The 20,944-nt window shown below is 68.6% G+C and carries 17 protein-coding genes, 2 pseudogenes and 1 riboswitch; of the genes and pseudogenes, 9 read left to right on the forward strand and 10 right to left on the reverse strand.

What is annotated here, in order from left to right:
• The first annotated feature begins 13 nt into the window (after nt 1-13).
• The 4 genes from ACJ512_RS03445 to ACJ512_RS03460 are packed head-to-tail and all read left to right on the forward strand — an operon-like array spanning nt 14 to nt 4,641.
• Nucleotides 14-1,735, forward strand: coding sequence for a propanediol/glycerol family dehydratase large subunit (locus tag ACJ512_RS03445; protein ID WP_407685719.1), 1,722 nt, complete (start codon nt 14-16; stop codon nt 1,733-1,735).
• A 22-nt stretch (nt 1,736-1,757) separates the two neighbouring features.
• Nucleotides 1,758-2,348, forward strand: coding sequence for a propanediol/glycerol family dehydratase medium subunit (locus ACJ512_RS03450; protein WP_407685720.1), 591 nt, complete (start codon nt 1,758-1,760; stop codon nt 2,346-2,348).
• Nucleotides 2,341-4,242: a diol dehydratase reactivase subunit alpha gene (locus ACJ512_RS03455; RefSeq protein WP_407685721.1), complete on the forward strand. Its 1,902-nt coding sequence runs from the start codon at nt 2,341-2,343 to the stop codon at nt 4,240-4,242. Before ACJ512_RS03450 ends, ACJ512_RS03455 begins: the two co-directional genes overlap by 8 nt.
• A 6-nt stretch (nt 4,243-4,248) precedes the next feature.
• On the forward strand, nt 4,249-4,641 hold the full coding sequence (locus ACJ512_RS03460) for a glycerol dehydratase reactivase beta/small subunit family protein (protein ID WP_407685722.1): 393 nt from the start codon (nt 4,249-4,251) through the stop codon (nt 4,639-4,641).
• Nucleotides 4,642-4,845: 204 nt separating this feature from the next.
• Here the strand turns inward: ACJ512_RS03460 and ACJ512_RS03465 are convergent, their stop codons facing one another.
• The 3 genes from ACJ512_RS03465 to ACJ512_RS03475 form a co-directional block, all read right to left on the reverse strand.
• The gene (locus ACJ512_RS03465) at nt 4,846-6,258 is read right to left on the reverse strand and encodes a PPE family protein (protein WP_461480095.1); all 1,413 of its coding nucleotides are present in this window, start codon (nt 6,256-6,258) and stop codon (nt 4,846-4,848) included.
• A gap of 225 nt (nt 6,259-6,483) precedes the next feature.
• Nucleotides 6,484-7,872 carry a PPE family protein gene (locus ACJ512_RS03470; protein ID WP_461480096.1) on the reverse strand — a complete coding sequence of 463 codons (1,389 nt, stop codon included), beginning with the start codon at nt 7,870-7,872 and terminating at the stop codon, nt 6,484-6,486.
• 5 nt (nt 7,873-7,877) lie between these two features.
• A complete protein-coding gene (locus ACJ512_RS03475) occupies nt 7,878-9,269 on the reverse strand; it encodes a PPE family protein (RefSeq protein ID WP_461479970.1) in 1,392 nt (463 codons plus the stop codon).
• A 328-nt stretch (nt 9,270-9,597) separates the two neighbouring features.
• Between ACJ512_RS03475 and ACJ512_RS03480 the strand changes: the two genes are divergently transcribed.
• Nucleotides 9,598-10,854: an ISL3 family transposase gene (locus ACJ512_RS03480; protein ID WP_369736942.1), complete on the forward strand. Its 1,257-nt coding sequence runs from the start codon at nt 9,598-9,600 to the stop codon at nt 10,852-10,854.
• 12 nt (nt 10,855-10,866) lie between these two features.
• Here ACJ512_RS03480 and ACJ512_RS03485 read toward each other — a convergent pair.
• Nucleotides 10,867-10,956: pseudogene (locus ACJ512_RS03485) on the reverse strand (hypothetical protein); the annotation flags it as partial.
• Between the two features lie 92 nt (nt 10,957-11,048).
• A complete protein-coding gene (locus ACJ512_RS03490; protein WP_407688470.1) occupies nt 11,049-11,345 on the reverse strand; it encodes a PE family protein in 297 nt (98 codons plus the stop codon).
• A gap of 340 nt (nt 11,346-11,685) precedes the next feature.
• Here ACJ512_RS03490 and ACJ512_RS03495 point away from each other — a divergent pair.
• The 3 genes and pseudogenes from ACJ512_RS03495 to ACJ512_RS03505 form a co-directional block, all read left to right on the forward strand.
• Nucleotides 11,686-12,157: pseudogene (locus ACJ512_RS03495) on the forward strand (peptidase); the annotation flags it as partial.
• 279 nt (nt 12,158-12,436) lie between these two features.
• A complete protein-coding gene (locus ACJ512_RS03500) occupies nt 12,437-13,879 on the forward strand; it encodes an HNH endonuclease signature motif containing protein (RefSeq protein ID WP_407688471.1) in 1,443 nt (480 codons plus the stop codon).
• Nucleotides 13,880-13,973: 94 nt separating this feature from the next.
• Entirely contained in the window at nt 13,974-15,467 is a 1,494-nt protein-coding gene (locus ACJ512_RS03505) for a neutral zinc metallopeptidase (RefSeq protein WP_407688472.1), read from the forward strand.
• 16 nt (nt 15,468-15,483) lie between these two features.
• Here the strand turns inward: ACJ512_RS03505 and ACJ512_RS03510 are convergent, their stop codons facing one another.
• The 5 genes from ACJ512_RS03510 to thiC all read right to left on the reverse strand — a co-directional run bounded on the left by ACJ512_RS03510 (nt 15,484) and on the right by thiC (nt 19,970).
• Complete coding sequence (locus ACJ512_RS03510; RefSeq protein ID WP_407688473.1) at nt 15,484-16,353, reverse strand: LLM class F420-dependent oxidoreductase; 870 nt, start codon at nt 16,351-16,353, stop codon at nt 15,484-15,486.
• Between the two features lie 16 nt (nt 16,354-16,369).
• Nucleotides 16,370-16,807 (reverse strand): MarR family winged helix-turn-helix transcriptional regulator, encoded by a 438-nt coding sequence (locus ACJ512_RS03515; RefSeq protein WP_407688474.1) that lies wholly within the window; start codon nt 16,805-16,807, stop codon nt 16,370-16,372.
• A 72-nt stretch (nt 16,808-16,879) separates the two neighbouring features.
• The gene (locus ACJ512_RS03520) at nt 16,880-17,506 is read right to left on the reverse strand and encodes an alpha/beta hydrolase family protein (RefSeq protein WP_407688475.1); all 627 of its coding nucleotides are present in this window, start codon (nt 17,504-17,506) and stop codon (nt 16,880-16,882) included.
• Complete coding sequence (gene thiD, locus ACJ512_RS03525; protein WP_407688476.1) at nt 17,503-18,330, reverse strand: bifunctional hydroxymethylpyrimidine kinase/phosphomethylpyrimidine kinase; 828 nt, start codon at nt 18,328-18,330, stop codon at nt 17,503-17,505. The genes ACJ512_RS03520 and thiD overlap by 4 nt, the downstream gene beginning before the upstream one ends.
• Nucleotides 18,327-19,970 carry a phosphomethylpyrimidine synthase ThiC gene (gene thiC, locus ACJ512_RS03530; protein WP_407688477.1) on the reverse strand — a complete coding sequence of 548 codons (1,644 nt, stop codon included), beginning with the start codon at nt 19,968-19,970 and terminating at the stop codon, nt 18,327-18,329. The genes thiD and thiC overlap by 4 nt, the downstream gene beginning before the upstream one ends.
• Nucleotides 19,963-20,073: riboswitch (TPP riboswitch) on the reverse strand. It overlaps the preceding gene by 8 nt.
• Before the next feature lie 128 nt (nt 20,074-20,201).
• Here thiC and ACJ512_RS03535 point away from each other — a divergent pair.
• Entirely contained in the window at nt 20,202-20,873 is a 672-nt protein-coding gene (locus ACJ512_RS03535; protein WP_407688483.1) for a PAS and ANTAR domain-containing protein, read from the forward strand.
• The last annotated feature ends 71 nt before the right edge of the window (nt 20,874-20,944 follow it).

A 20,944-nucleotide genomic window follows, 5' to 3' on the forward strand; every position in this document is an offset into this window, starting at 1 on the left:
CCGGGAGATGGGCGTGACCGCGCCGGCTGGCTCCCGGAACGCGACGCAGACGGGGGGCGCCCGCCGGTCGCTGCGCACCGAGGTGCTCGAAGCGCGCCCGGTCAACCGCGACGGGTTCGTCGAGGAGTGGCCCGAGGTCGGGATGGTGGCGATGGACAGCGCCTTCGATCCGCAGCCCAGCGTGCGGATAGCGGACGGCGTGATCGTCGAGATGGACGGCAAGCAGCGCGCCGACTTCGATTTCATCGATCAGTTCATCGCCGACAACGCCGTCGACGTGGCCACCGCGGAGTCGTCCATGCGGCTGACGGCGCAGGAGATCGGCCGGATGATCATCGACCCGAATGTTTCCCGATCCGAGATACTGCAGGTGACAAAGGGACTGACACCGGCCAAGCACCTCGAGGTGGCAAAGACGCTGAACATCGTCGAGATCATGATGGGAATGCAGAAGATGCGGGCCCGTCGTACCCCGGCGAACCAGGCCCACTGCACCAGCGGGCGCGACAACCCGCTGCAGGTTGCGTGCGAGGCGGCAGAGGCCGTGCTGCGGGGCTTCTCGGAATTGGAGACCACGCTGGGTGTCGTGCGCTACGCGCCTCTGGTGGCGATTGCGCTGCAAATCGGCAGCCAGGTCGGCGCCGGCGCGCTGACGCAGTGCGCACTGGAAGAGGCCACCGAGCTGGATCTGGGTATGCGGGGCATCACTTCCTATGCGGAGACCATCTCCGTCTACGGGACGGAAAAGGTGTTCGTCGAGGGCGGTGACACCCCGTGGTCCAAGGCTTTCCTGGCCTCCGCCTATGCCTCCCGGGGCATCAAGATGCGCTTCACCTCTGGAACCGGATCCGAGGTGCAGATGGGTGACGCGGATGGCAAGTCCATGTTGTATCTGGAGATCCGCTGCATCATGGTGGCCAAAGGCGCCGGGGTGCAGGGACTGCAGAACGGGTCGATCTCGTGCATCGGGGTGGTGGGGGCGGTGCCCGCCGGTATCCGAGCCGTCGCGGCGGAGAATCTCATCGCCTCCCTGCTGGACCTCGAGTGCGCCTCCGGCAACGACCAGTCCTTCTCGCATTCACCGATGCGGCGGACCGCGCGGCTGCTGCCGCAACTCATGCCGGGAACCGACTTCGTCTGTTCCGGCTATTCGGCTACGCCCAACTACGACAACATGTTCGCCGGCTCCAACATGGAATCCGACGACTACGACGATTTCAACACGATCCAGCGTGACATGCAGATCGACGGCGGTCTGCGGCACGTTGGCGAGGACGAAATCATCGAGGTCCGGACGTGCGCGGCGCGGGCGCTGCAGGCAGTCTTCGACTACCTGAATCTCCCGCCGATCACCGACGCGGAGATCGCCGCTGCGGTGTACGCCAACGGCAGCAACGATTTGGTCCCGCGCGACGTTCTCGAGGACCTCAAGGGCGCCAGGCAGGTGATGGAGCGCAACATCACCGGCCTCGACCTCGTCAAGGCGCTCGAGTCCAAGGGCTTCCACAAGGTCGCCGACAACCTTTTGACGGTGCTGCGCCAGCGTGTTTCGGGAGACCTGCTGCAGACGTCGGCGATCCTGGACGCCGATCTCAACCCTCTTTCGGCGATCAACGACTGCAACGACTATGCCGGCCCGGGCACCGGTTACCGACCTTCCGGTGCCAGGTGGGAGCAGATGAAACGGCTGCGGCACGTCACCAGCGCATCCGATCCGGAGCAGGAACTTGCCTGAGAGCACGGGTACGGAGGATGCCATGACCCGCAGCGCCGGTGTCTCCGAGCGGCGGTTCGCGCTCGAGACGGTGGGCGTCGCCGGTCCGGGGACGATGCCCGACGAGGTGGTGCTCGCGGTTTCGCCGGCGTTCGCCGACGTCTTTACGCGGACTATCGTCGACCTGCCGCATGCCGACGTGATCCGGCAGGTGTTGGCCGGGATCGAAGAGCAGGGTGCACCGGTGCGGATCATCCGCGTGCTGCACAGCTCGGATTTGGCGACGGTGGCGCACACCGCCGCTCGGCTGAGTGGGTCGGGGATCGGGATCGGCATCCTTTCGCGCGGCACCACGATGATTCACCAGCGGGACCTGCCCAGGCTGTCGAGCCTGGAATTGTTCCCGCAGTCACCCCTGATGACCTTGGAGACCTACCGGCATGTTGGCAGTAACGCCGCCCAGTACGCCAAAGGCGAGTCGCCGCCGCCCGTGCCTTCGATGAACGACCCGATGGCGCGCCCACGGTTTCAGGCGAAGGCCGCACTGCTCCACATCAAGGAAACCGAACAGGTGCTGCCGCGGGTCAAGCCGGTTGAGGTCGCCGTCCATATCATTGCGCCGCCGGGTGCGTGAGGACCGGCTGACGATGGGGCGGGTGCACGGTCTCGTGGTGGGAGTCGACATCGGTAACTCCACCACGGAGGCCTGCGTCGCTCGCATCGACCGGGATGGCGGCGTCGAGTTCCTCGGCGCCGCCCTGACGTGGACGACCGGTGTGAAGGGGACGGTCGCCAACGCCGAGGGGGTCGTGGTGGCGGTACACGACGCGCTGCGCACCGCGCGGGTGGCCCTGGGAGACGTCATGGCGGTGCTGGTCAACGAGGCGACGCCGGTGATCGGCGGCCTGGCCATGGAGACGATCACCGAGACGATCATCACCGAGTCGACGATGATCGGACACGACCCGTGCACCCCCGCCGGTGCGGGACTCGGTGTCGGCGTGACCACCCGGATCGAAGCTCTGGATGGGGTGGGAAGCGGACAACCCACGGTTGTGGTGGTGCCCTCGGGATGGGACTTCGAGGACGCGGCCGCGACGATCCGGGACGCTCAGAGACGCGGGGCGGACGTGCGCGCGGCCATCGTCGGCAACGACGACGCCGTACTGATAGTCAACCGGCTCGCGCACCCGGTTCCCGTCGTCGACGAAGTCTCGCGGATCGACGCGGTACCGATCGGCATGGTCGCGGCGGTGGAGGTGGCCGACCCGGGCCGCAGCATCCGTACCCTTTCAAATGTGTACGGCCTGGCAACGATTTTCGGCTTGGACGGGGAGCAGACACGCATGGTGTCGCCCGTGGCCCGGGCGCTGGCCGGGAGCCGCTCGGCGGTGGTCGTGCGCACCCCGGAAGGGGGTGTGCGCGAAAGGAGCATTCCGGCAGGGTCGCTCGAGTTGTTCGGCCCCACCCGGCGTGGGCGCGTCGCCGTAGCGGAGGGGGCAGAAGCGATCATGGCGGAGGTTGGGCGGGTGTGTCCGCTCGACGATGTCATCGGTGAGGTGGGCACCTGCGTCGGCGGAATGATCTCAACCGTACGACAAAGGATGGCGGAGCTTTCCGGACAACCCGTCGGCGACATCCACATCCGCGACCTGCTCGCGGTGGACACCGTTATCCCCCAGGAGGTTCGGGGTGGGCTGGCCGGCGAGGTGGCGCTCGAGAACGCGGTGGGTCTGGCCGCGATGGTGCGGACCACCGAGAGCGGCATGCGTCAGGTGGCCGGCGCCATAGAGCGCGACCTGGTTGCCCTTGGCGCGGGGCGGCTGCGCGCGATCGTCGGCGGGGTGGAGGCGGAGGTGGCGATCCGCGGCGCGTTGACCACGCCCGGAACCGACACGCCGCTGGCGGTGCTGGACCTGGGCGGGGGATCTACGGATGCGGCGTTCATCGGCGGCGAAGGGGCGATTCGCACCGTGCACATGGCCGGCGCAGGTGACCTGGTCACCAAGTTGATCGACACCGAGCTGGCTCTGGGCAGCCGCGAGATCGCAGAGGAGATCAAGCGTTGCCCGCTTGCGAAGGTCGAGAGCTTTTACCATGTACGGCTGGAGAACGGCACCACCCGGTTCTTCGACCAGGCACTGCCGGCGGACACGTTCGCGCGGGTGGTGACGCTCGGCGAGGCCGGCCTGGCGCCCATCCCCACGTCGCTTGGCCTGGACCGGGTGCGGGAAGTTCGTCGCTCGGCGAAGCGGCGGGTGTTCGAGGTCAACGCGCTGCGGGCGCTGGCGGCGATCGCCCCCGGCGCAGACCTGCGGCGAATCGGGTTCGTCGTGTTGCTCGGCGGCAGCGCGCTCGACTTCGAGATACCGGCGATCATCACCGACGCGCTCGCGCCATACGGAATCGTCTGTGGCACGGGTAATGTCCGTGGGACCGAGGGTCCGCGCAACGCGGTGGCCACCGGCTTGGTGGCCGGGTGCGCGGAACGTGGCATCGAGGGCTGGCCGCGGACGGCGGAGGTGTGACCGATCGTGGGTGACAAGGCGCCGACTGAGGTGCCCACCATCGTCGTGGTGAGCCGGGGCGCTCAGGTGATCGTGCGTGAGGTGCTGGCCGGGATCGAAGAGGAAGGCGTGCCATGCTCGTTGTGCGATACCGCGGCGGAGGCGTCTGTTGTCGCGGTGGGCGCCGTTGCGCTCGCGTACTCCGCTGCCGGCCGTTCGCGCCTGGAGGTCGGCGTGGCCGTCGGCACCGGCGGGCTGGTCTGCGTGCACCACGTCAAGCGGCCGGCGACCGACCCCATCGTGGTAGAGGAGGTGGGGGAGGACCTTCCGACGGCTAGGAGACTCGGGCACAATGCGGCGCGAGTCGTCGTTGGGGTTGCGTTGAAACCGGACCTGCCTGCTGGTGTCGTGAGCCGCTGATCCGCCCGCAGTGCATACGTCCGCCGGCCGGGGCGGAGTGCACCCACGGTCCCGGGTCGGGCCGTCCTGCGTTGTCGGTGCATCGGCGGCTCACGACACCGGCGGGTGAGGCAACCGAACCGGTAGGCACACATGTTCTGCCGCAAGTTATTTCGAACGTCTCCAGCGCAGTCATGCCGCTCGATGGGCGACCACGCAACTTTGTTATCTCTGCTTTTGTGATTGCTTGATCATCAACACCGCCGCGCGCCTGAGCAGGTCCCGCTTTTTCGTGACGGCGGCGAGTTGGCTGCGAAGCTGTTCGACTTCGCCGTGGTCGCGCCCGTTCAACGCGCTGACGGTTTTCTGAGCGGTGCGTGGCGGCGCCTGCTGTGGCGCGCGGCTCCGCGTGTATCCGTGAGCGCCTGGTTCGGTGGTCCACGACGGGAGTGCCTTGCTACGCATGCGCTGCGGGAGGGCCTCGGCCCTTCGCGGCGTGTTGACCACGCTGCCGATCGGACCGCCGGGCGCAGGCATGCCGCAGAACGTTCCCGGCGGTGCCGCCGCGGCGTCGAGAGCGGTGGTCGGCGATCCCATCGGAAATCCCATGGCGGCCAGCCGGACCGCCGGCGCGGCGGTACCCCACGCCGGTGGTACCGACAACCCGCCGACCAATGTCGATTCGCCCATTCCCGCCGAGACGCCGGCCCGGCCCAGACCCGCCGGGCCCACGGCACCCGCCGCCGAATCAGACGACCCCACCAGGGTGCCCAGTCCGGCGTCGAGTCCCGGAGGCACCGCAGCCGCTTTCGCCGCGGAAAGCGAAGCCACCAAAGACCCCTCGGCAGTCGCCACTTCCGGGAAGACGGTGAACAAGGTTCCGGTGGCTGAAAACAAGGCACCGGGGGCCAGTGCGAAGAACCCCGAAACATCGTCGAACAGTGTCTGGAATGTGTCGAGCGCGTTGTTCACACCGCCGGGCAGTGCTCCGGCGGAGAGTTGGTTGAGCGCGCCGGGCACACTGGCCAGGACTGTTTGGGCGGCGTTGGTGGTCGAGGTGGCGGCCGTCTGGCTGGTTGCGGCGTGTTGGGCGGCTGCTCCGGCGGGGTTGGTGTTTGGTGGTGCGGGGGTGAATGCGGTCAGGGTGGTGGCGGCGGCGGAGGCGCCGGCGTAGCCGTACATCGCCGCGGCGTCCTGGGCCCACATCTCACCGTATTGGGCTTCGGTGGCTGCGATGGCGGGGGTGTTTTGTCCGAGGATGTTGGTGGCCACCAAGCTGGCCAGTGATGCCCTGTTGGCGGCGATGAGCGGGGGTGGGACGGTGGCGGTGTAGGCCGCCTCGTAGGCCGCTGCCGCGGATCTGACCTGGAGGGCGGTTTGAGTTGCCCGGGTGGCCGTGGCGTTCATCCACGTCACGTAAGGTGCCGCCGCGGCGGTCATCGATTCCGACGACGTACCCAGCCACAGGTTGTCGGTCAGCTCGGTGACCACGCCGCGGTAGGAGGCGGCCGCCGAACTCAGTTCCGCGGCCAGTCCGTCCCAGGCTGCCGCGGCCGCCATCAGTGGTCCCGCTCCCGCTCCCGCATACATCCGACCGGAGTTGACCTCCGGGGGCAACGCCGCAAAATCCAGACCGATCATCGGATCACCTCCATGGTCACGCTCGCGCCGGACGTGCGGTGGGAGCGAGTTCGCCGGCTCGTCACGGTTGACGCGGTACCTTCACGCGGCGCGCGGACAACCGTCCGGGACTCGTACGCTTTCCGCCGCATCATGTACCTTCCGAAACTCGTTGCTAGCCCGCAACATCGGGCAGGTCGCCGCGCCTCTCCGCTCTTGGCCGGAGCTATGCGGCAGGAGTTGCTATTTCTGTGCTTCCTGGATCAAAAAGGCGGCCGTCTGCTTGAGTACGTCGCGCTCCTTCGCCAAGTCGGTGAGCTCTTGATGCAGCTGGTAGAGAATTTCCGGATCGACGAAGGCGGCAGTCTCCGTGTCCACTGCGCCGCGCTGCGGCTGCGGTGAGTGCTCCCGCGTGTGCTCGCAGCCGCCCGCATCTCCGGACCCCGAGCCCAGCAGCCTGCTTCGCAGGCCCCGTGAATACGTGTCGTTGCCCCTCGGCGCGTTGACGATGCTGGCCATCGGCGGGATCCCGCCGAGAAAGCCCGGTGAAGCCGCCGCCGCGGGGGCGGCGCCGAGACCGGTGGTCGGCGATCCCATCGGAGATCCCATGGCGGCCAGTCGGATTTCCGGCGCCGCGCTGGTCCACGCCGGTGGTACCGACAACCCGCCGACCAATGTCGATTCGCCCATTCCCGCCGAGACGCCGGCCCGGCCCAGACCCGCCGGGCCAAGGGCACCCGCCGCCGAATCAGACGACCCCACCAGGGTGCCCAGTCCACCCTCGAGCGCCGGAGACACCGCGGACACTTTCGCTGCCGAAAGCGTGGAGACCAACGGACTCAATGAGGTGTCAATCATGGGGAAGATGAGATACAGCGAACCGGACGCCACAAAGCTGTTTCCATACTCGAAGGCGAAGAATCCGGAAACGTCGCCGAACAGTGTCTGGAATGTGTCGAGCGCGTTGTTCACACCGCCGGGCAGTGCTCCGGCGGAGAGTTGGTTGAGCGCGCCGGGCACACTGGCCAGGACTGTTTGGGCGGCGTTGGTGGTCGAGGTGGCGGCCGTCTGGCTGGTTGCGGCGTGTTGGGCGGCTGCTCCGGCGGGGTTGGTGTTTGGTGGTGCGGGGGTGAATGCGGTCAGGGTGGTGGCGGCGGCGGAGGCGCCGGCGTAGCCGTACATCGCCGCGGCGTCCTGGGCCCACATCTCACCGTATTGGGCTTCGGTGGCTGCGATGGCGGGGGTGTTCTGTCCGAGGATGTTGGTGGCCACCAAGCTGGCCAGTGATGCCCTGTTGGCGGCGATGAGCGGGGGTGGGACGGTGGCGGTGTAGGCCGCCTCGTAGGCCGCTGCCGCCGATCTTACCTGGTAGGCGGCCTGTTCTGCCTGGACCGCGGTGGCGTTCATCCACGTCACGTAAGGTGCCGCCGCGGCGGCCATCGATGCCGACGACGCACCCAGCCACAGGTTGTCGGTCAGCTCGGTGACCACGCCGCGGTAGGAGGCGGCCGCCGAACTCAGTTCCGCGGCCAGTCCGTCCCAGGCTGCCGCGGCCGCCATCAGCGGTCCCGCTCCCGCTCCCGCATACATCCGACCGGAATTGACCTCCGGGGGCAACGCCGCAAAATCCAGACCGATCATCGGATCGCCTCCATGATGAGGCGAGCTGCTGCGTCACGCTCCAGTGCCGCCTCGGCGATCTCCCTACGCAACTGCGTGACCAGATCGGGTTCACCTTCCCTCGCTGCGATTTCGGCATTCGGGGCACCACGCTGTGGTTGCGGCGGCCGACTTCGCGTGTTGCCCGTCTTTCCGGCATCCTGCTCGAACAGCTTGGTGCGCAAGCCTTGCGAATATGTGTCAGTGCCCCTCGGCGCGTTGACCACGCTGGCCATCGGCGGGATGCCGCCGAAAAAGCCCGGTGAAGCCGCCGCCGCGGGGGCGGCGTCGAGACCGGTGGTCGGCGATCCCATCGGAAAGCCCATGGCGGCCAGCCGGACCGCCGGCGCGGCGGTACCCCACGCCGGTGGTACGGACAACCCGCCGACCAATGTCGATTCGCCCATTCCCGCCGAGACGCCGGCCCGGCCCAGACCCGCCGGGCCCAGGGCGCCCGCCGCCGAACCGGGTGAGCCCAGCAGGGTCGCCCCCACGCCGCCCCCGAGTCCGGGGGACACCGCAGACGCGTCTGCCGCGGCAGCCGCCGCGGGCAGCGCAAGGGACATGAGCGGAAAGGTTTGCGCCAGTACGCCACCGGTCAAATACGCCGACGAGGCAAAAACCAGAGCGGTAGACCCCGAATCCCCGGCCAGCGCGTTGAGGTGTTGGAACGCGGTGCTACCCAGAACGTTCTCGAGGTAGGTGATCGGGTTAAAAGACGTTCCGCCCTGCGCGATGCTTTTCAGGGAGTTCGGCACATTGGCCAGGACTGTTTGGGCGGCGTTGGTGGTCGAGGTGGCGGCCGTCTGGCTGGTTGCGGCGTGTTGGGCGGCTGCTCCGGCGGGGTTGGTGTTTGGTGGTGCGGGGGTGAATGCGGTCAGGGTGGTGGCGGCGGCGGAGGCGCCGGCGTAGCCGTACATCGCCGCGGCGTCCTGGGCCCACATCTCACCGTATTGGGCTTCGGTGGCTGCGATGGCGGGGGTGTTTTGTCCGAGGATGTTGGTGGCCACCAAGCTGGCCAGTGATGCCCTGTTGGCGGCGATGAGCGGGGGTGGGACGGTGGCGGTGTAGGCCGCCTCGTAGGCCGCTGCCGCGGATCTGACCTGGAGGGCGGTTTGAGTTGCCCGGGTGGCCGTGGCGTTCATCCACGTCACGTAAGGTGCCGCCGCGGCGGTCATCGATTCCGACGACGTACCCAGCCACAGGTTGTCGGTCAGCTCGGTGACCACGCCGCGGTAGGAGGCGGCCGCCGAACTCAGTTCCGCGGCCAGTCCGTCCCAGGCTGCCGCGGCCGCCATCAGTGGTCCCGCTCCCGCTCCCGCATACATCCGACCGGAGTTGACCTCCGGGGGCAACGCCGCAAAATCCACCGCTAATACCTCCTCACATGGTGGCTGCGGTTTCTTGGCGGCTGAAGGCCGCCATCATTGCGCAACCGATTCCTACAGAAATTTCTGGTGTCGTTCCAGGCGTTTGGGGTTGTGTTCGAAATCGGATTTCTTTACTGTCTTTGGCCGCTCGTGGTTCAAGCCCAGCTGGAGCCGACCGCGCTATCGGTGCGTGCCATGTCGGAACCAGCGGTTTGCGGCTCTTGTGACGTTGTCGTGGGTTCGCTGACCTGGGAATTTGGGCGCAACGCCGTGTCCTGCTTACGTTTTGGACTGTCTAGGGTTCAATCCGCGAGAAGGAGCTACGGCGTTGCGCATGTCCAGGGTATTGGCGAGCGGTCTGGGTGACCAAAACATGGTGATCGAGGACGTGACGATCGAGACCGAGACCACGGGTCGGAAGCAGCCGAAGACCTCCGAAGTTCTGGTGTTCTCGGTGCGGCCCAAGGCGTCGCAGGCGGGCCGGTGCTCGCGGTGCCGGAAGCGGTGCCCGGGCTATGACGCGGGGGGCCGGGACGGGAACGGGATCAGGCGCTGGCGGACCCTGGATGTGGGGACCACAAAGGCGTATCTGCAGGCCGCGGCCCCGCGGGTGGCATGCGGCGAGCATGGGGTGGTGGTTGCGCATGTGCCGTGGGCGCGGCCGGGCGCCAAACACACCTGGGCGTTCGAGGACACCTGCGCGTGGCTGGCCGCGCACACCGCATTGAGTGTGCTCACGGTGCTGCTGCAGATCGCCTGGCGCACCGTGGCGGCGATCGTGACCAGGGTGGTGGCCGATGGCCGCGACACCAACGACCTGCTCGCCGGACTGTCGCGGATCGGCATCGACGAGATCGCCTACCGCAAGGGACATCGCTACTTGACGTGCGTGGTTGACCACACGACAGGCCGGCTGGTGTGGGCCGGCGAGGGCCGCAACCAGGACACGCTGGGCCGGTTCTTCGATCAGCTCGGCGCCGAGCGGGCCAAGCTGCTCACCCACGTCAGCTGCGACGGGGCGGAATGGATCCACGCCCTGGTGCGTGCCCGCGCGCCGCAGGCGCTGATTTGCCTGGATGGGTTTCATGTCGTGGCCTGGGCCATGAAGGCACTGGACAAGGTGCGGGTACGCACCATGACCCGCGCCGGGATCACCGATCGGCACGCCATGTGGGCGACCCGCAAGAACCCGGCTGACCTGTCCTGCGAGCAGCGCACCAGCCTCGCTAAGATCGCCGACACCAACCGCACCCTCTACCGGGCGTATCTGCTCAAAGAGCAACTACGCGAGGTGTTTCGGGTCAAGGGCACCCACGGGCGGCAGCTGCTGGCCGGCTGGCTGTCGTGGGCGTCGCACTCACGCATCCCCGAGTTCGCCGCGCTGGCCCGCAGCATCCGCCGCTACCGCGACCTCATCTGGAACACGCTCGATCACGGCCTGTCCAACGCCCGATCCGAAGCCACTAACACCCACCTGCGGGCATTAACCAAACGCGCCTACGGATTCCACAGCCCAGACGCACTCATCGCCATGGCCATGCTCACCCGAGGCGGCCTCTGCCCAGCACTACCCGGACGGAAATGACCCACTACAACGTCAGTAGATCCCGGTTTGCACCGTCGACCCATGGGCGTCGGCCTGCTCGTAGGTCACCTGGAAATTACGGCCGAGCTTGGTGATGAATTCTGGTTCGGGTCGGTCATAAATCGGATGGGTATTTCCATCTCTCCTCAGCGGGAAATTTCATTGGTGACAGCACAATATTGGCGACGATTCGTTTAGCCGGTTGCGATCGCGTTGACCGCTTCGGTCATCGCATAGGAACCGGCACTGGTAGCCAGCGTGTTGACGAACATTTCGTGTATCGCCGCGGCCTGGGCGCTGAACGCTTGATACATACGGGCGTGCGCGACGAACTGAGCGGCAGTCAGCGCGGATACCTCATCGGCTGCCGCGGGAAGGATAGCCGTTGTCGGGGCCGCCGCAGCCGCGTTCTGGGAACTGACCGCAGAGCCGATAACACCTAAATCACCGGCTGCCGCCGACAAAGCTTCGGGCTGTGTGGTGACAAACATTCGTCAACTCCATTCTCGAGGATTGCTCGGCCCCCCTGCTGCACGCGGAGCAGCCGAAGAGTACATAGATTTGCGTTGTGACCTGAGTCTCAAATTGAGATTTCGCGGGGCTGCGTCACATCCCCGGGGTGCGCGACGGGTCAACGGTATGGGCGTACGCCGCCGAAGGCTGACTCCGTCTGCGGCGATGCATCAGGAGGCGCCGAGTTGCGGTCCGGTCGTAACGTGCGCGGGATCGGCTTCGTGATGGAAAGCCGGGCTGCACAGCGGCGCCGGTTCGCCGCCCCGCTGAGGACCGCGATCGGCGAAGCGGCGTCCGGGCCCTGTCGATGCTCGATGACCGTTTAGGGTGACGGGCCTGCCCGCGACCGACGGCCCCAGCGGGATTCGCCCGGACGCGCCGAAGCCCACCGGCTGGGTCCTCGACACAGACAACGGCGGTCGGCTAACTGGTGTCCTACGGCTCCCGGGACCCTCACGGCCCGGTCGTGTGCCATAGCAGCACCTACCGGCTCGCCAACGCGTTCTTCGCATCGCGGTGCAGCCTGATCGCCTGGGGCCGTATGGTTTTCATGCCCGGCCGCACAACGCTATTTCAGGGAGATGTCCGTCAACGGCGCGCTGCGCACGAGTTCGGGCTTGCCCTGCAGCGGATGGCTACGCTGGTGACCGGGGCAGACCCCGCCCTGGTGCGCGAGCGGCAGGCCGACTGCTTTGCCGGCGCGTACCTGTCCTGGGCGGACGGGGCCATCGACACCCGCGACCCGGTGATGGACGCCGACATCGACAACGACGACGCGCACGGTTCGGCGCCGGCCGGCCTGGCGCACCGCAGGATGGCCGAGCCCGTCGGCGCAGCATCAGCTGCTGCTGACCGCCGGTGCAATCGATGAGGCGGTCGCCGGCGACGAAGACGGCACCAGCGCGCCGGCAACATGGACGCGTGCTACTCCCGTCGCCCGGGCTGACGGCTGCGGTGTCGATCCTGTGGTGGCCAATCGGGTTGTCCGGCCTGGCGAATGCGGGCGGTCACCGCTCGGCGTGGGTTTGGCGGCCGGGACGTGTCAGACCCCTCTGGTTTACTCGCTTGTATGTTCGAAGAGCAGGCGGGTCCGGCGGGGTTGGTGGATCGGATCACGGCTGCCGCGCGGACGGAGAACAGGGCGGCCGCGGCGGGTTTGGTGGCCATCGGGGAGCTGTTCGGGTATCGGCTGGCCCAGGGTGAGGAGGCCGAGGACTGGGCGATCGACACGATGGCGGCGGTGGCCGCCGAGGTGGGGGCGGCGTTGCGGATCGGGCAGGGGTTGGCCGCCAGCCGGGTGCATTATGCGCGGGCGATGCGCGAGCGGCTGCCGCAGGTGGGGGCGGTCTTTGCGGCCGGGGATATCGATTTCCGGTTGTTCGCCACCATCGTCTACCGCACCGACTTGATCACCGACCCGGACATTTTGGCTGCCGTGGATGGGCAGTTGGCGGTGGCGGTGGCGCGGTGGCCCTCGATGACGCGGAGCCGGGTGGCCGGGGCCGTCGACAGGATCGTGGCCCGGGTCGACGCCGATGCGGTGCGCCGTCGGCGTGAGGAACAGCCCGGGCGCCGGGTGGAGTTCGATGAGGGGGTGGGCGGGCTCTCGCAGTTGCGCGGCTACGTGCTGACCCCGGATGCCCGCGCGCTCGATCAACGGTTGGACAAGCTGGCGGGCACGGTGTGTGCCGAGGATCCGCGCTCGCGGGCCGAGCGGCGCGCGGATGCGTTGGGGGCGTTGGCCGGCGGGGCGGATCGGCTGGGGTGTCGCTGCGGGCGCGACGATTGCCCGGCCGGGGGCCGGGCGGGGGCGCCCGCGGTGGTGATCCACGTGCTGGCCGAACAGCCCACTCTGCACGGTGACGGCGCTCCGGGTTCGCAGGTGTGCGCCGATGGGTTGATCAGCCCGGACCTGGTGGCCGAACTGGCGGCGACGGCCAAACTCGTGCCGCTGGTTCATCCCGGGGACGCCACTCCCGAGCCGGGGTATGTGCCGTCGAAGGCGTTGGCCGATTTCGTACGCTGCCGGGACCTGACGTGTCGCTGGCCCGGCTGTGAACGTCCGTCCTTTGACTGCGAGCTCGACCACACCATCCCTTACGCCCAGGGTGGGCCCACCCATGCGGCAAACCTCAAGTGCTACTGCAAAACCCATCATTTGGTCAAAACTTTTCTGGGCTGGACCGAAAAGCAGCTGCCCGACGGCACCCTGATCCTGGCCTCCCCCTCCGGGCACACCTATGTCACCACCCCGGGCAGCGCGCTGCTCTTCCCGAGTTTGGCCCGCGCGGTCGGGGGCTGCCCGGCCCCCGAAATCGACATCCCGCCCAAGGACTACTGCGCCGACCGCACCGCGATGATGCCCAAGCGCCGGCGCACCCGCAGCCAGGACCGCGCCTACCGCGTGGCGGCCGAACGCCGAAAAAACCGCGAGGCCCGCACGGCCCGAAGATCCGAAAGCCACTTCGGGCCTGCACCGCCCGCATACGACGACGACCCGCCGCCGTTCTGACTCGCATCGCGGCGGGCGCCCGTTGATCGGCGCACCTAGAATGAGATCCCTTTGATGCCGATGCCGCGTGCAGGCAGGCCGGGATGAGGTTGGCATGACAGACGGCGGGCGGAATCGACGTCGGTTGGCCGCAGGCCAGCCACGCGGAGGGATCACGATAATCGCCTGCCTGGCGGCCATGGCGGCCCTGGCGGTGGTGGCGGGTTGCACCACGTTCGTCGGTGGCCGGGCCCTGTCGATGCTCAACGACCCGTTCCGGGTGGCGGGCCTGCCCGCGACCAACGGCCCCAGCGGGATACGCCCGAACGCGCCGAGGCCGAGCGGGCGGGTGTTCGGCACCGACCACGGCGAGATCGACAAGCTGTCGCTGCTCTCGGTCAACGACATCGAGGGCTATTGGGAGTCCGTCTACGGCGAAACGCTGAAAGGCGTCTTCAAACCGGTCCGCAAGCTGGTGTCCTACGACTCCGAGAACCCGGACGCCCCGGTCGTGTGCCACAACAGCACCTACCAGCTCGTCAACGCGTTCTTCGCGTCGCGGTGCAACCTGATCGCCTGGGACCGCGGGGTTTTCATACCGGCCGCGCAACGCTATTTCGGCCCGATGTCGGCGACCGGCGCGCTGGCGCACGAGTTCGGGCATGCCCTGCAACACATGGCGAAGCTGGTGACCGGCGCGGACCCCACCCTCGTGCGCGAGCAGCAGGCGGACTGCCTTGCCGGCGTGTACCTGTTCTGGGTGGCCGACGGCAGATCGCCGCGCTTCACCCTGAGCACCGCCGACGGCCTCGACCACGTGCTGGCCGGGGTCATCAGCACCCGCGACCCGGTCCTGGACGCCGGCAGCGAGAACGACGACGAACACGGTTCGGCGCTGGACCGGATCAGCGCGTTCCAGATGGGGTTCATCAGCGGCACCCCGGCCTGTACCGGCATCAACGCCGAGGAGATCGAGCGGCGCCGCGGCGACCTGCCGACGGCGCTGCGGCCCGGCGACAGCGGGAACCCGGAGACCGGCGAGGTCCCGATCGACCCCGACACCCTGTCGACGCTGATGGCACTGTTGGGCAACGTGTTCTCGCCCCGCAAGGCACCCACGTTGGCCTACCGGCCCGCCGGCTGCGCCGACGCGAGGCCGAGCCCGCCGGCGTCCTACTGCCCGGCCGGCAACACCATCGTGGTGGACCTGCCCGCGCTGGCCTCGATGGCGAAGGTCGAAGACGTCCGGCAGCACGCCCTGCCGCAGGGCGACGACACCGCCCTGTCCATCGTGATGTCGCGGTACGCGCTGGCGGTGCAGCACGAACGCGGCCTGCCGATGCACAGCCCGTGGACGGCGCTGCGGACGGCATGCCTGACCGGCGTGGTGCACCGCAGGATGGCCGAGCCCGTCGACCCGTCCGCGCAGCACCAACTGCTGCTGACCGCCGGCGATCTCGACGAGGCGGTCGCCGGCCTGCTGACCAACCACCTGGTCGCCAGCGACGCCGACGGCGCCGGCGTGCCGGCCGGTTTCACCCGGATCGCCGCGTTCCGCGGGGGCGTGGTCGGTGTCATCAACGCGTGCTACTCCAGCTACCCTGGCTGACGGAAAGCCCTGTGGATCAGCCGATTTCGCCGAGGCGGGGGATCAACTCGTCACCGAGGCGGCGGATGAAACCGACCGGGTCCGGGTTGCCGGGGATCGGGCCGAGGTTGATCATCGCGATGCCCATCCCGGCGTAGCGCTCGACCGCCCTGAGGTATTCGTCGGGATCGGCGAACGGATCGGCGAAAAAGCCGACGGTCTTGCGAATCTCGCCGGGATCCCGGCCCGCCGCGTCGCAGTGCCGGTGCAGGACCTCGATCTTGTGCTGTAGTTCGCGGACATCGCTGGTCGTGCTGTTCCACACGGCGGCGTACTGCGCCACCAGGCGCAGCGTCTTGCGCTCGCCGTCGCCGCCGATCAGCACGGGGGGCCGCCGAACCGGTTGCGGCACACAGATGGTCTCGGCCAGCCGGTAATGCTCGCCGTCGTAGGGTCCGTTGTCGTCGCTCCACATCTGGGCGCAGATCTGCAACGTCTCCTCCAGCATCTCGAAGCGCGCGCTCAGCGGCGGATACGGGATGCCCAGGGCGGTGTGTTCGCGGTCGTACCAGGCCGCGCCGAGCCCCAGCAGCGAGCGGCCGCCGGACAGCACGTCCAGGGTGGTGACCGCCTTGGCCAGCAGGCCGGGATAGCGGTAGGTGACGCCGGTGACCAGCAGACCCAGCTCGATCGTCGATGTACGGCCGGCCAGAAAGCCCAGGGAGGTGTACCCCTCCAGGAACGGGTCGTCGGCGCGTCCGACGTTCTCCATCTGGAACAGGTGGTCGGCCAGGGTGAACAACGTCGCGCCGCCATGTTCGGCGGCCGTGGCCGCGTCGGCCAGCGTGGGACCCAGGGCCGCGGGGTCGCCCGGTAGAAAGTCGATGAAATGCACTCCCAATTCCATTGCTGCTAAAACCCTTTCATGACTCGGTCAAGCGCTCCAGCAGCGACAACGCGTCGAGGATGACGCGGCGTTCGCGTTCGGTGTAGCGCTCCTGCATGGTGCGCGCCAGCCATTCCTCCCGGGCCTGGCGGTCGCTGGCGGCCCGCTCGCGGCCCGCCTCGGTCAGCGAGATGACCTGGCGCCGGCCATCTTCGGGATCCGGGGATCGCTCGATGAGCCCGCGCCGGCCGAGGGCGGCGACGATGGCGGCCATCGACTGGGGCCGGATCCGCTCGGCGCCGGCCAACACGCCGGCCGACGACGGGCCCTCCTTCCACAGCCGGATGAGCACCGCCGTCTGGGACGGCGTCAGGTCGCCATCGACCGCGACCTCGCGCAGTCTGCGCCGCAGCCGGCCGATCACCACGCGGAGGTCGCGCGCGGCCGCCGCCGCGGACTCGCCGGCACTGTCCATGCCACCGAGGCTAAATTAGTCAGTCGAAACTGTCCAGTCTTGACTGACTAAATTCGGGGCCGCGAGAGCGGCTCAGGCCAGCAGCCGCAGGGCGGCGTCGACCGCCAGCGCGGGCACGTCGAGCGTCTTCGAGCGCAGATCGTGCCGCGCGCCGGCGACCTCGACGACCTCGGTCGGTGCGGGGATCAGCGCCGCGGCGGCGCGCAGTTCGGCGATGGTGCCGAAGGGGTCCGACGTCCCGTGGGTGAACACGGTGGGCACCGCGATCTGCGGCAGATGTTCGGTGCGGGCGCGTTCGGGCTTGCCCGGCGGGTGCACGGGGTAGGAGAACAGCGTCAGCAGGTCGACGTCGACGGGCGAAGCTTCCTCACCGGCGACCACCATCGACGTCTGCCGGCCGCCGTAGGAGTGCCCGCCGGCGACCAGCGGGCCGCCGGCCAGGCCGCGGCACAACGCGATCGCCTCGATGATCCCGGCGCGGTCGGTGGCCGCCGAGCCGGACGGCGGACCGGTGGGCCGGCGCCGGCGGTAAGGCAGGTTGTAGCGCACCGCGAGCCACCCGCGCCGCGCCCACTCGTCGCAAACCTGTTGCAGCAGAGTAGAATCCCGGTTTCCGCCGGCGCCGTGGGTGAGCACCACGACGCCCTGGGGGGGCCCGGACGGCTGGTGCGCGACACCGGCGATCGGGTCGAGGTTCATGACAGCCGGAACAGGGGGGACACGGGGCCGTGGCCGTGTCCCAGCGGATAGGCGGCGCGCAGGCATTCGGTGACCCACCGCTTGCCGAAGGCGACCGCGTCGGGCACGGCGAACCCGTGCGCAAGCGCGCACGCGATCGCCGCCGCCAGCGTGTCACCGCCGCCGTGGTCGTTGCCGGTCGGCACCCGCTCGGCGTCGAACTCGTGGAAATCCGCGCCGTCATAGAGCAGGTCGCGGCTGCGCCCCGACGACCGCAGGTGCCCGCCCTTGACCAGCACCCACCGCGGGCCCAGCGCATGCAGCGCCGTGGCCGCCGCGCGCTGCGACTCCTCGTCCACCACGTCCACGCCCACCAGCAGCCGCACCTCGTCGAGGTTCGGGGTCACCACCGTGGCGAGCGGGAACAGTTGCTCGCGAAGGGAATCCAGCGCCGCGGGCGCCAGGAGTGGGTCGCCGTGCATGGAGGCGCACACCGGGTCGACGACGAGCGGGACCGTCAGCTGCAGCCGGCGCCACGTGGCGGCCACCGTGCCGACGATGTCCGCCGAGGCCAGCATCCCGGTCTTGGCGGCCTGGATTCCGATGTCGGTGACCACGGCCTCCATCTGGCCGGCGACGACGTCGTCGGGAACCGCGTGAAAGTCCTTGACCCCCAAAGTGTTCTGAACGGTGACCGCGGTGACCGCGACGCAGGCGTGGACCCCGAGCAGCGCGATGGTGCGCAGGTCGGCCTGGATCCCCGCGCCGCCCCCGGAGTCCGATCCGGCGATGGTCAGGACGCGGCGCGGGGTCGTCCCCGGCGCCGGCAGGGGCAGGTACGTCACTGGGTGATCGGCAGGTACACCCGGTTGCCGTGCTCGGCGAATTCGCGTGACTTCTCGGCCATGCCGTTGGCCAGCATGGCCTCGATGTCCTCCTCGGTCTCGAGACCGTGCTGGGCGGCGAAGTCCCGGACGTCCTGGGTGATGCGCATCGAGCAGAACTTCGGGCCGCACATCGAGCAGAAGTGCGCGGTCTTGGCCGGTTCGGCCGGCAGCGTCTCGTCGTGGTACTCCCGTGCGGTGTCGGGGTCCAGCGACAGCGCGAACTGGTCGTTCCAGCGGAACTCGAAGCGTGCCTTGCTCAATGCGTCGTCGCGCTCCTGGGCGCGCGGATGACCCTTGGCCAGGTCGGCCGCGTGCGCGGCGATCTTGTAGGCGATGACGCCGTCCTTGACGTCCTTGCGGTCCGGCAGGCCAAGGTGTTCCTTGGGGGTCACGTAGCACAGCATCGCGGTGCCGGCCTGGGCGATGATCGCCGCGCCGATCGCCGAGGTGATGTGGTCGTAGGCCGGGGCGATGTCGGTGGCCAGCGGGCCCAGCGTGTAGAACGGGGCCTCCTCGCACAACTCCTCTTCCAGCCGCACGTTCTCGACGATCTTGTGCATGGGCACGTGACCAGGGCCTTCGATCATCACCTGCACGCCATGGGATTTCGCGATCTTGGTGAGCTCGCCCAGGGTGCGCAGCTCGGCGAACTGCGCGGCGTCGTTGGCGTCGGCGATCGAGCCGGGACGCAGCCCGTCGCCCAGGGAGAAGGTGACGTCGTAGCGCGCGAAGATGTCGCAGAGTTCGTCGAAGTTGGTGTAGAGGAACGACTCTTGGTGATGAGCCAGGCACCAGGCGGCCATGATGGAACCGCCGCGGGACACGATGCCGGTGACCCGCTTGGCGGTCAGCGGCACGTAGCGCAGCAGCACACCGGCGTGCACGGTCATGTAGTCCACGCCCTGCTCGCACTGCTCGAGCACGGTGTCGCGGTAGATCTCCCACGTCAGCTCGGTGGGGTCGCCGTTGACCTTCTCCAGCGCCTGGTAGATCGGCACCGTGCCGACCGGCACCGGGGAGTTGCGCATGATCCACTCGCGGGTCTCGTGGATGTTGCGGCCGGTGGACAGGTCCATGATGGTGTCCGCACCCCATCGGGTGGCCCACACCATCTTGTCGACCTCCTCGGCGATCGACGACGTCACCGCCGAGTTGCCGATGTTCGCGTTGACCTTGACCGCGAACGCCTTGCCGATGATCATCGGCTCGCTCTCGGGATGGTTGTGGTTGGCCGGGATCACCGCCCGCCCGCGGGCGACCTCGTCGCGCACCAGCTCGGCGGGCATGCCCTCGCGGGCGGCGATGAACGCCATCTCCGCGGTGATCTCGCCGGCGCGGGCCCGCTGCAGCTGGGTGCCCCGGTCGCGGATCACGCCGGGGCGCGCGGGCAGCCCGACCGCCAGGTCGATCACCGCGGCGGGATCGGTGTAGGGCCCGGAGGTGTCGTAGAGGTCGAAGTGCTCCCCGGTGGACAGGTTGACCCGCCGGAACGGAACCCGCAGCGCGGTGCCGCCGCCGGGCCCCGGCACCTCCTGGTAGGCCTTCCCGCTGCCGGCGATGGGACCGGTGGTCACGGACGGTTCGATGGTTGTGGTCATCCTGTCATCTCCCTACGCCGGCATTACCCGGTCAGGTTCGTACGGTCGACGGCCCCGAGCCGTCCTCTCAGCGCACTGGTCGTGCGCTCCCGCGGTTTGTGTTGTTGATCGACCCCCCAGCGAGGCTACCCCCGCCGGACCCGTCCGGCACCCGGGCGGGTGGTCAGGCCTCGTGCCGGGTGGGAAGATACGCAGGTGCACCAGTCCCCGGGCATGGGCCCCGAGACGCCGATGAACACCCGCGAGCAGCCACCCGGGCTGGTCGGGACCGCCCCGGGATACCTGAACGTCGGCGCCTTCCGGTTCTGGTTCCTGGGCCAGCGCTGGGAATGGTCCGACCAGGTCGCCAGGATGCACGGCTACGAACCCGGCGCCGTGACACCGACGACGAAACTGCTGCTGTCGCACAAGCATCCCGAGGACCGCGCGCACGTCCAGGACCTGCTCGACTACGCGCTGCAGTCCGGGGAGCCGTTCTCGAGCCGGCACCGCTTCATCGACACCACCGGCCGGGTGCACGACGCGATCGTGGCGGCCGACCGGATGTTCGACGAGCGGGGCGCCGTGGTGGGCACCGCCGGTTACTACATCGACCTCACCGACACCTTCGAGGAGGCCCGGCAGGAGGTGCTCGACGCCGCCCTGCCCGACCTGTTCGAGAACCGCGCGGCCATCGAGCAGGCCAAAGGCGTGTTGATGTTCGTCTACCGCGTCAGCGCCGAGCAGGCCTTCCGGGTCCTGCAGTGGCGCTCCCAGGAGACCAACACCAAGCTGCGCTCGCTGGCCAGACAGCTGCTCGACGACGTCTCGACGCTGGTGAGGCCCGCGGCCGCCGTCCAGGGTCAGTTCGACCACCTGTTGTTGACTGCGCACGAACGGATCCCCCCGGAACCGGGCGGCTGACCACCGCAATCGCGAACGCGGTCGGTCGGGCGGGATTAGTATCCAGACAATGCGCTGCGCGCCAAACGCAT

This window comes from Mycobacterium cajalii (assembly GCF_045809005.2).
Classification (GTDB): Bacteria; Actinomycetota; Actinomycetes; order Mycobacteriales; family Mycobacteriaceae; genus Mycobacterium.

Bases quoted from the DNA above. Each gene is read 5' to 3' on its own strand.
- ACJ512_RS03490 (WP_407688470.1), bottom strand. From the start codon at position 11,345: ATGTTTGTCACCACACAGCCCGAAGCTTTGTCGGCGGCAGCCGGTGAT.
- ACJ512_RS03520 (WP_407688475.1), bottom strand. From the start codon at position 17,506: ATGAACCTCGACCCGATCGCCGGTGTCGCGCACCAGCCGTCCGGGCCC.
- ACJ512_RS03535 (WP_407688483.1), top strand. From the start codon at position 20,202: ATGAACACCCGCGAGCAGCCACCCGGGCTGGTCGGGACCGCCCCGGGA.
- ACJ512_RS03515 (WP_407688474.1), bottom strand. From the start codon at position 16,807: ATGGACAGTGCCGGCGAGTCCGCGGCGGCGGCCGCGCGCGACCTCCGC.
- thiC (WP_407688477.1), bottom strand. From the start codon at position 19,970: ATGACCACAACCATCGAACCGTCCGTGACCACCGGTCCCATCGCCGGC.
- ACJ512_RS03500 (WP_407688471.1), top strand. From the start codon at position 12,437: ATGTTCGAAGAGCAGGCGGGTCCGGCGGGGTTGGTGGATCGGATCACG.
- ACJ512_RS03505 (WP_407688472.1), top strand. From the start codon at position 13,974: ATGACAGACGGCGGGCGGAATCGACGTCGGTTGGCCGCAGGCCAGCCA.
- ACJ512_RS03510 (WP_407688473.1), bottom strand. From the start codon at position 16,353: ATGGAATTGGGAGTGCATTTCATCGACTTTCTACCGGGCGACCCCGCG.
- ACJ512_RS03450 (WP_407685720.1), top strand. From the start codon at position 1,758: ATGACCCGCAGCGCCGGTGTCTCCGAGCGGCGGTTCGCGCTCGAGACG.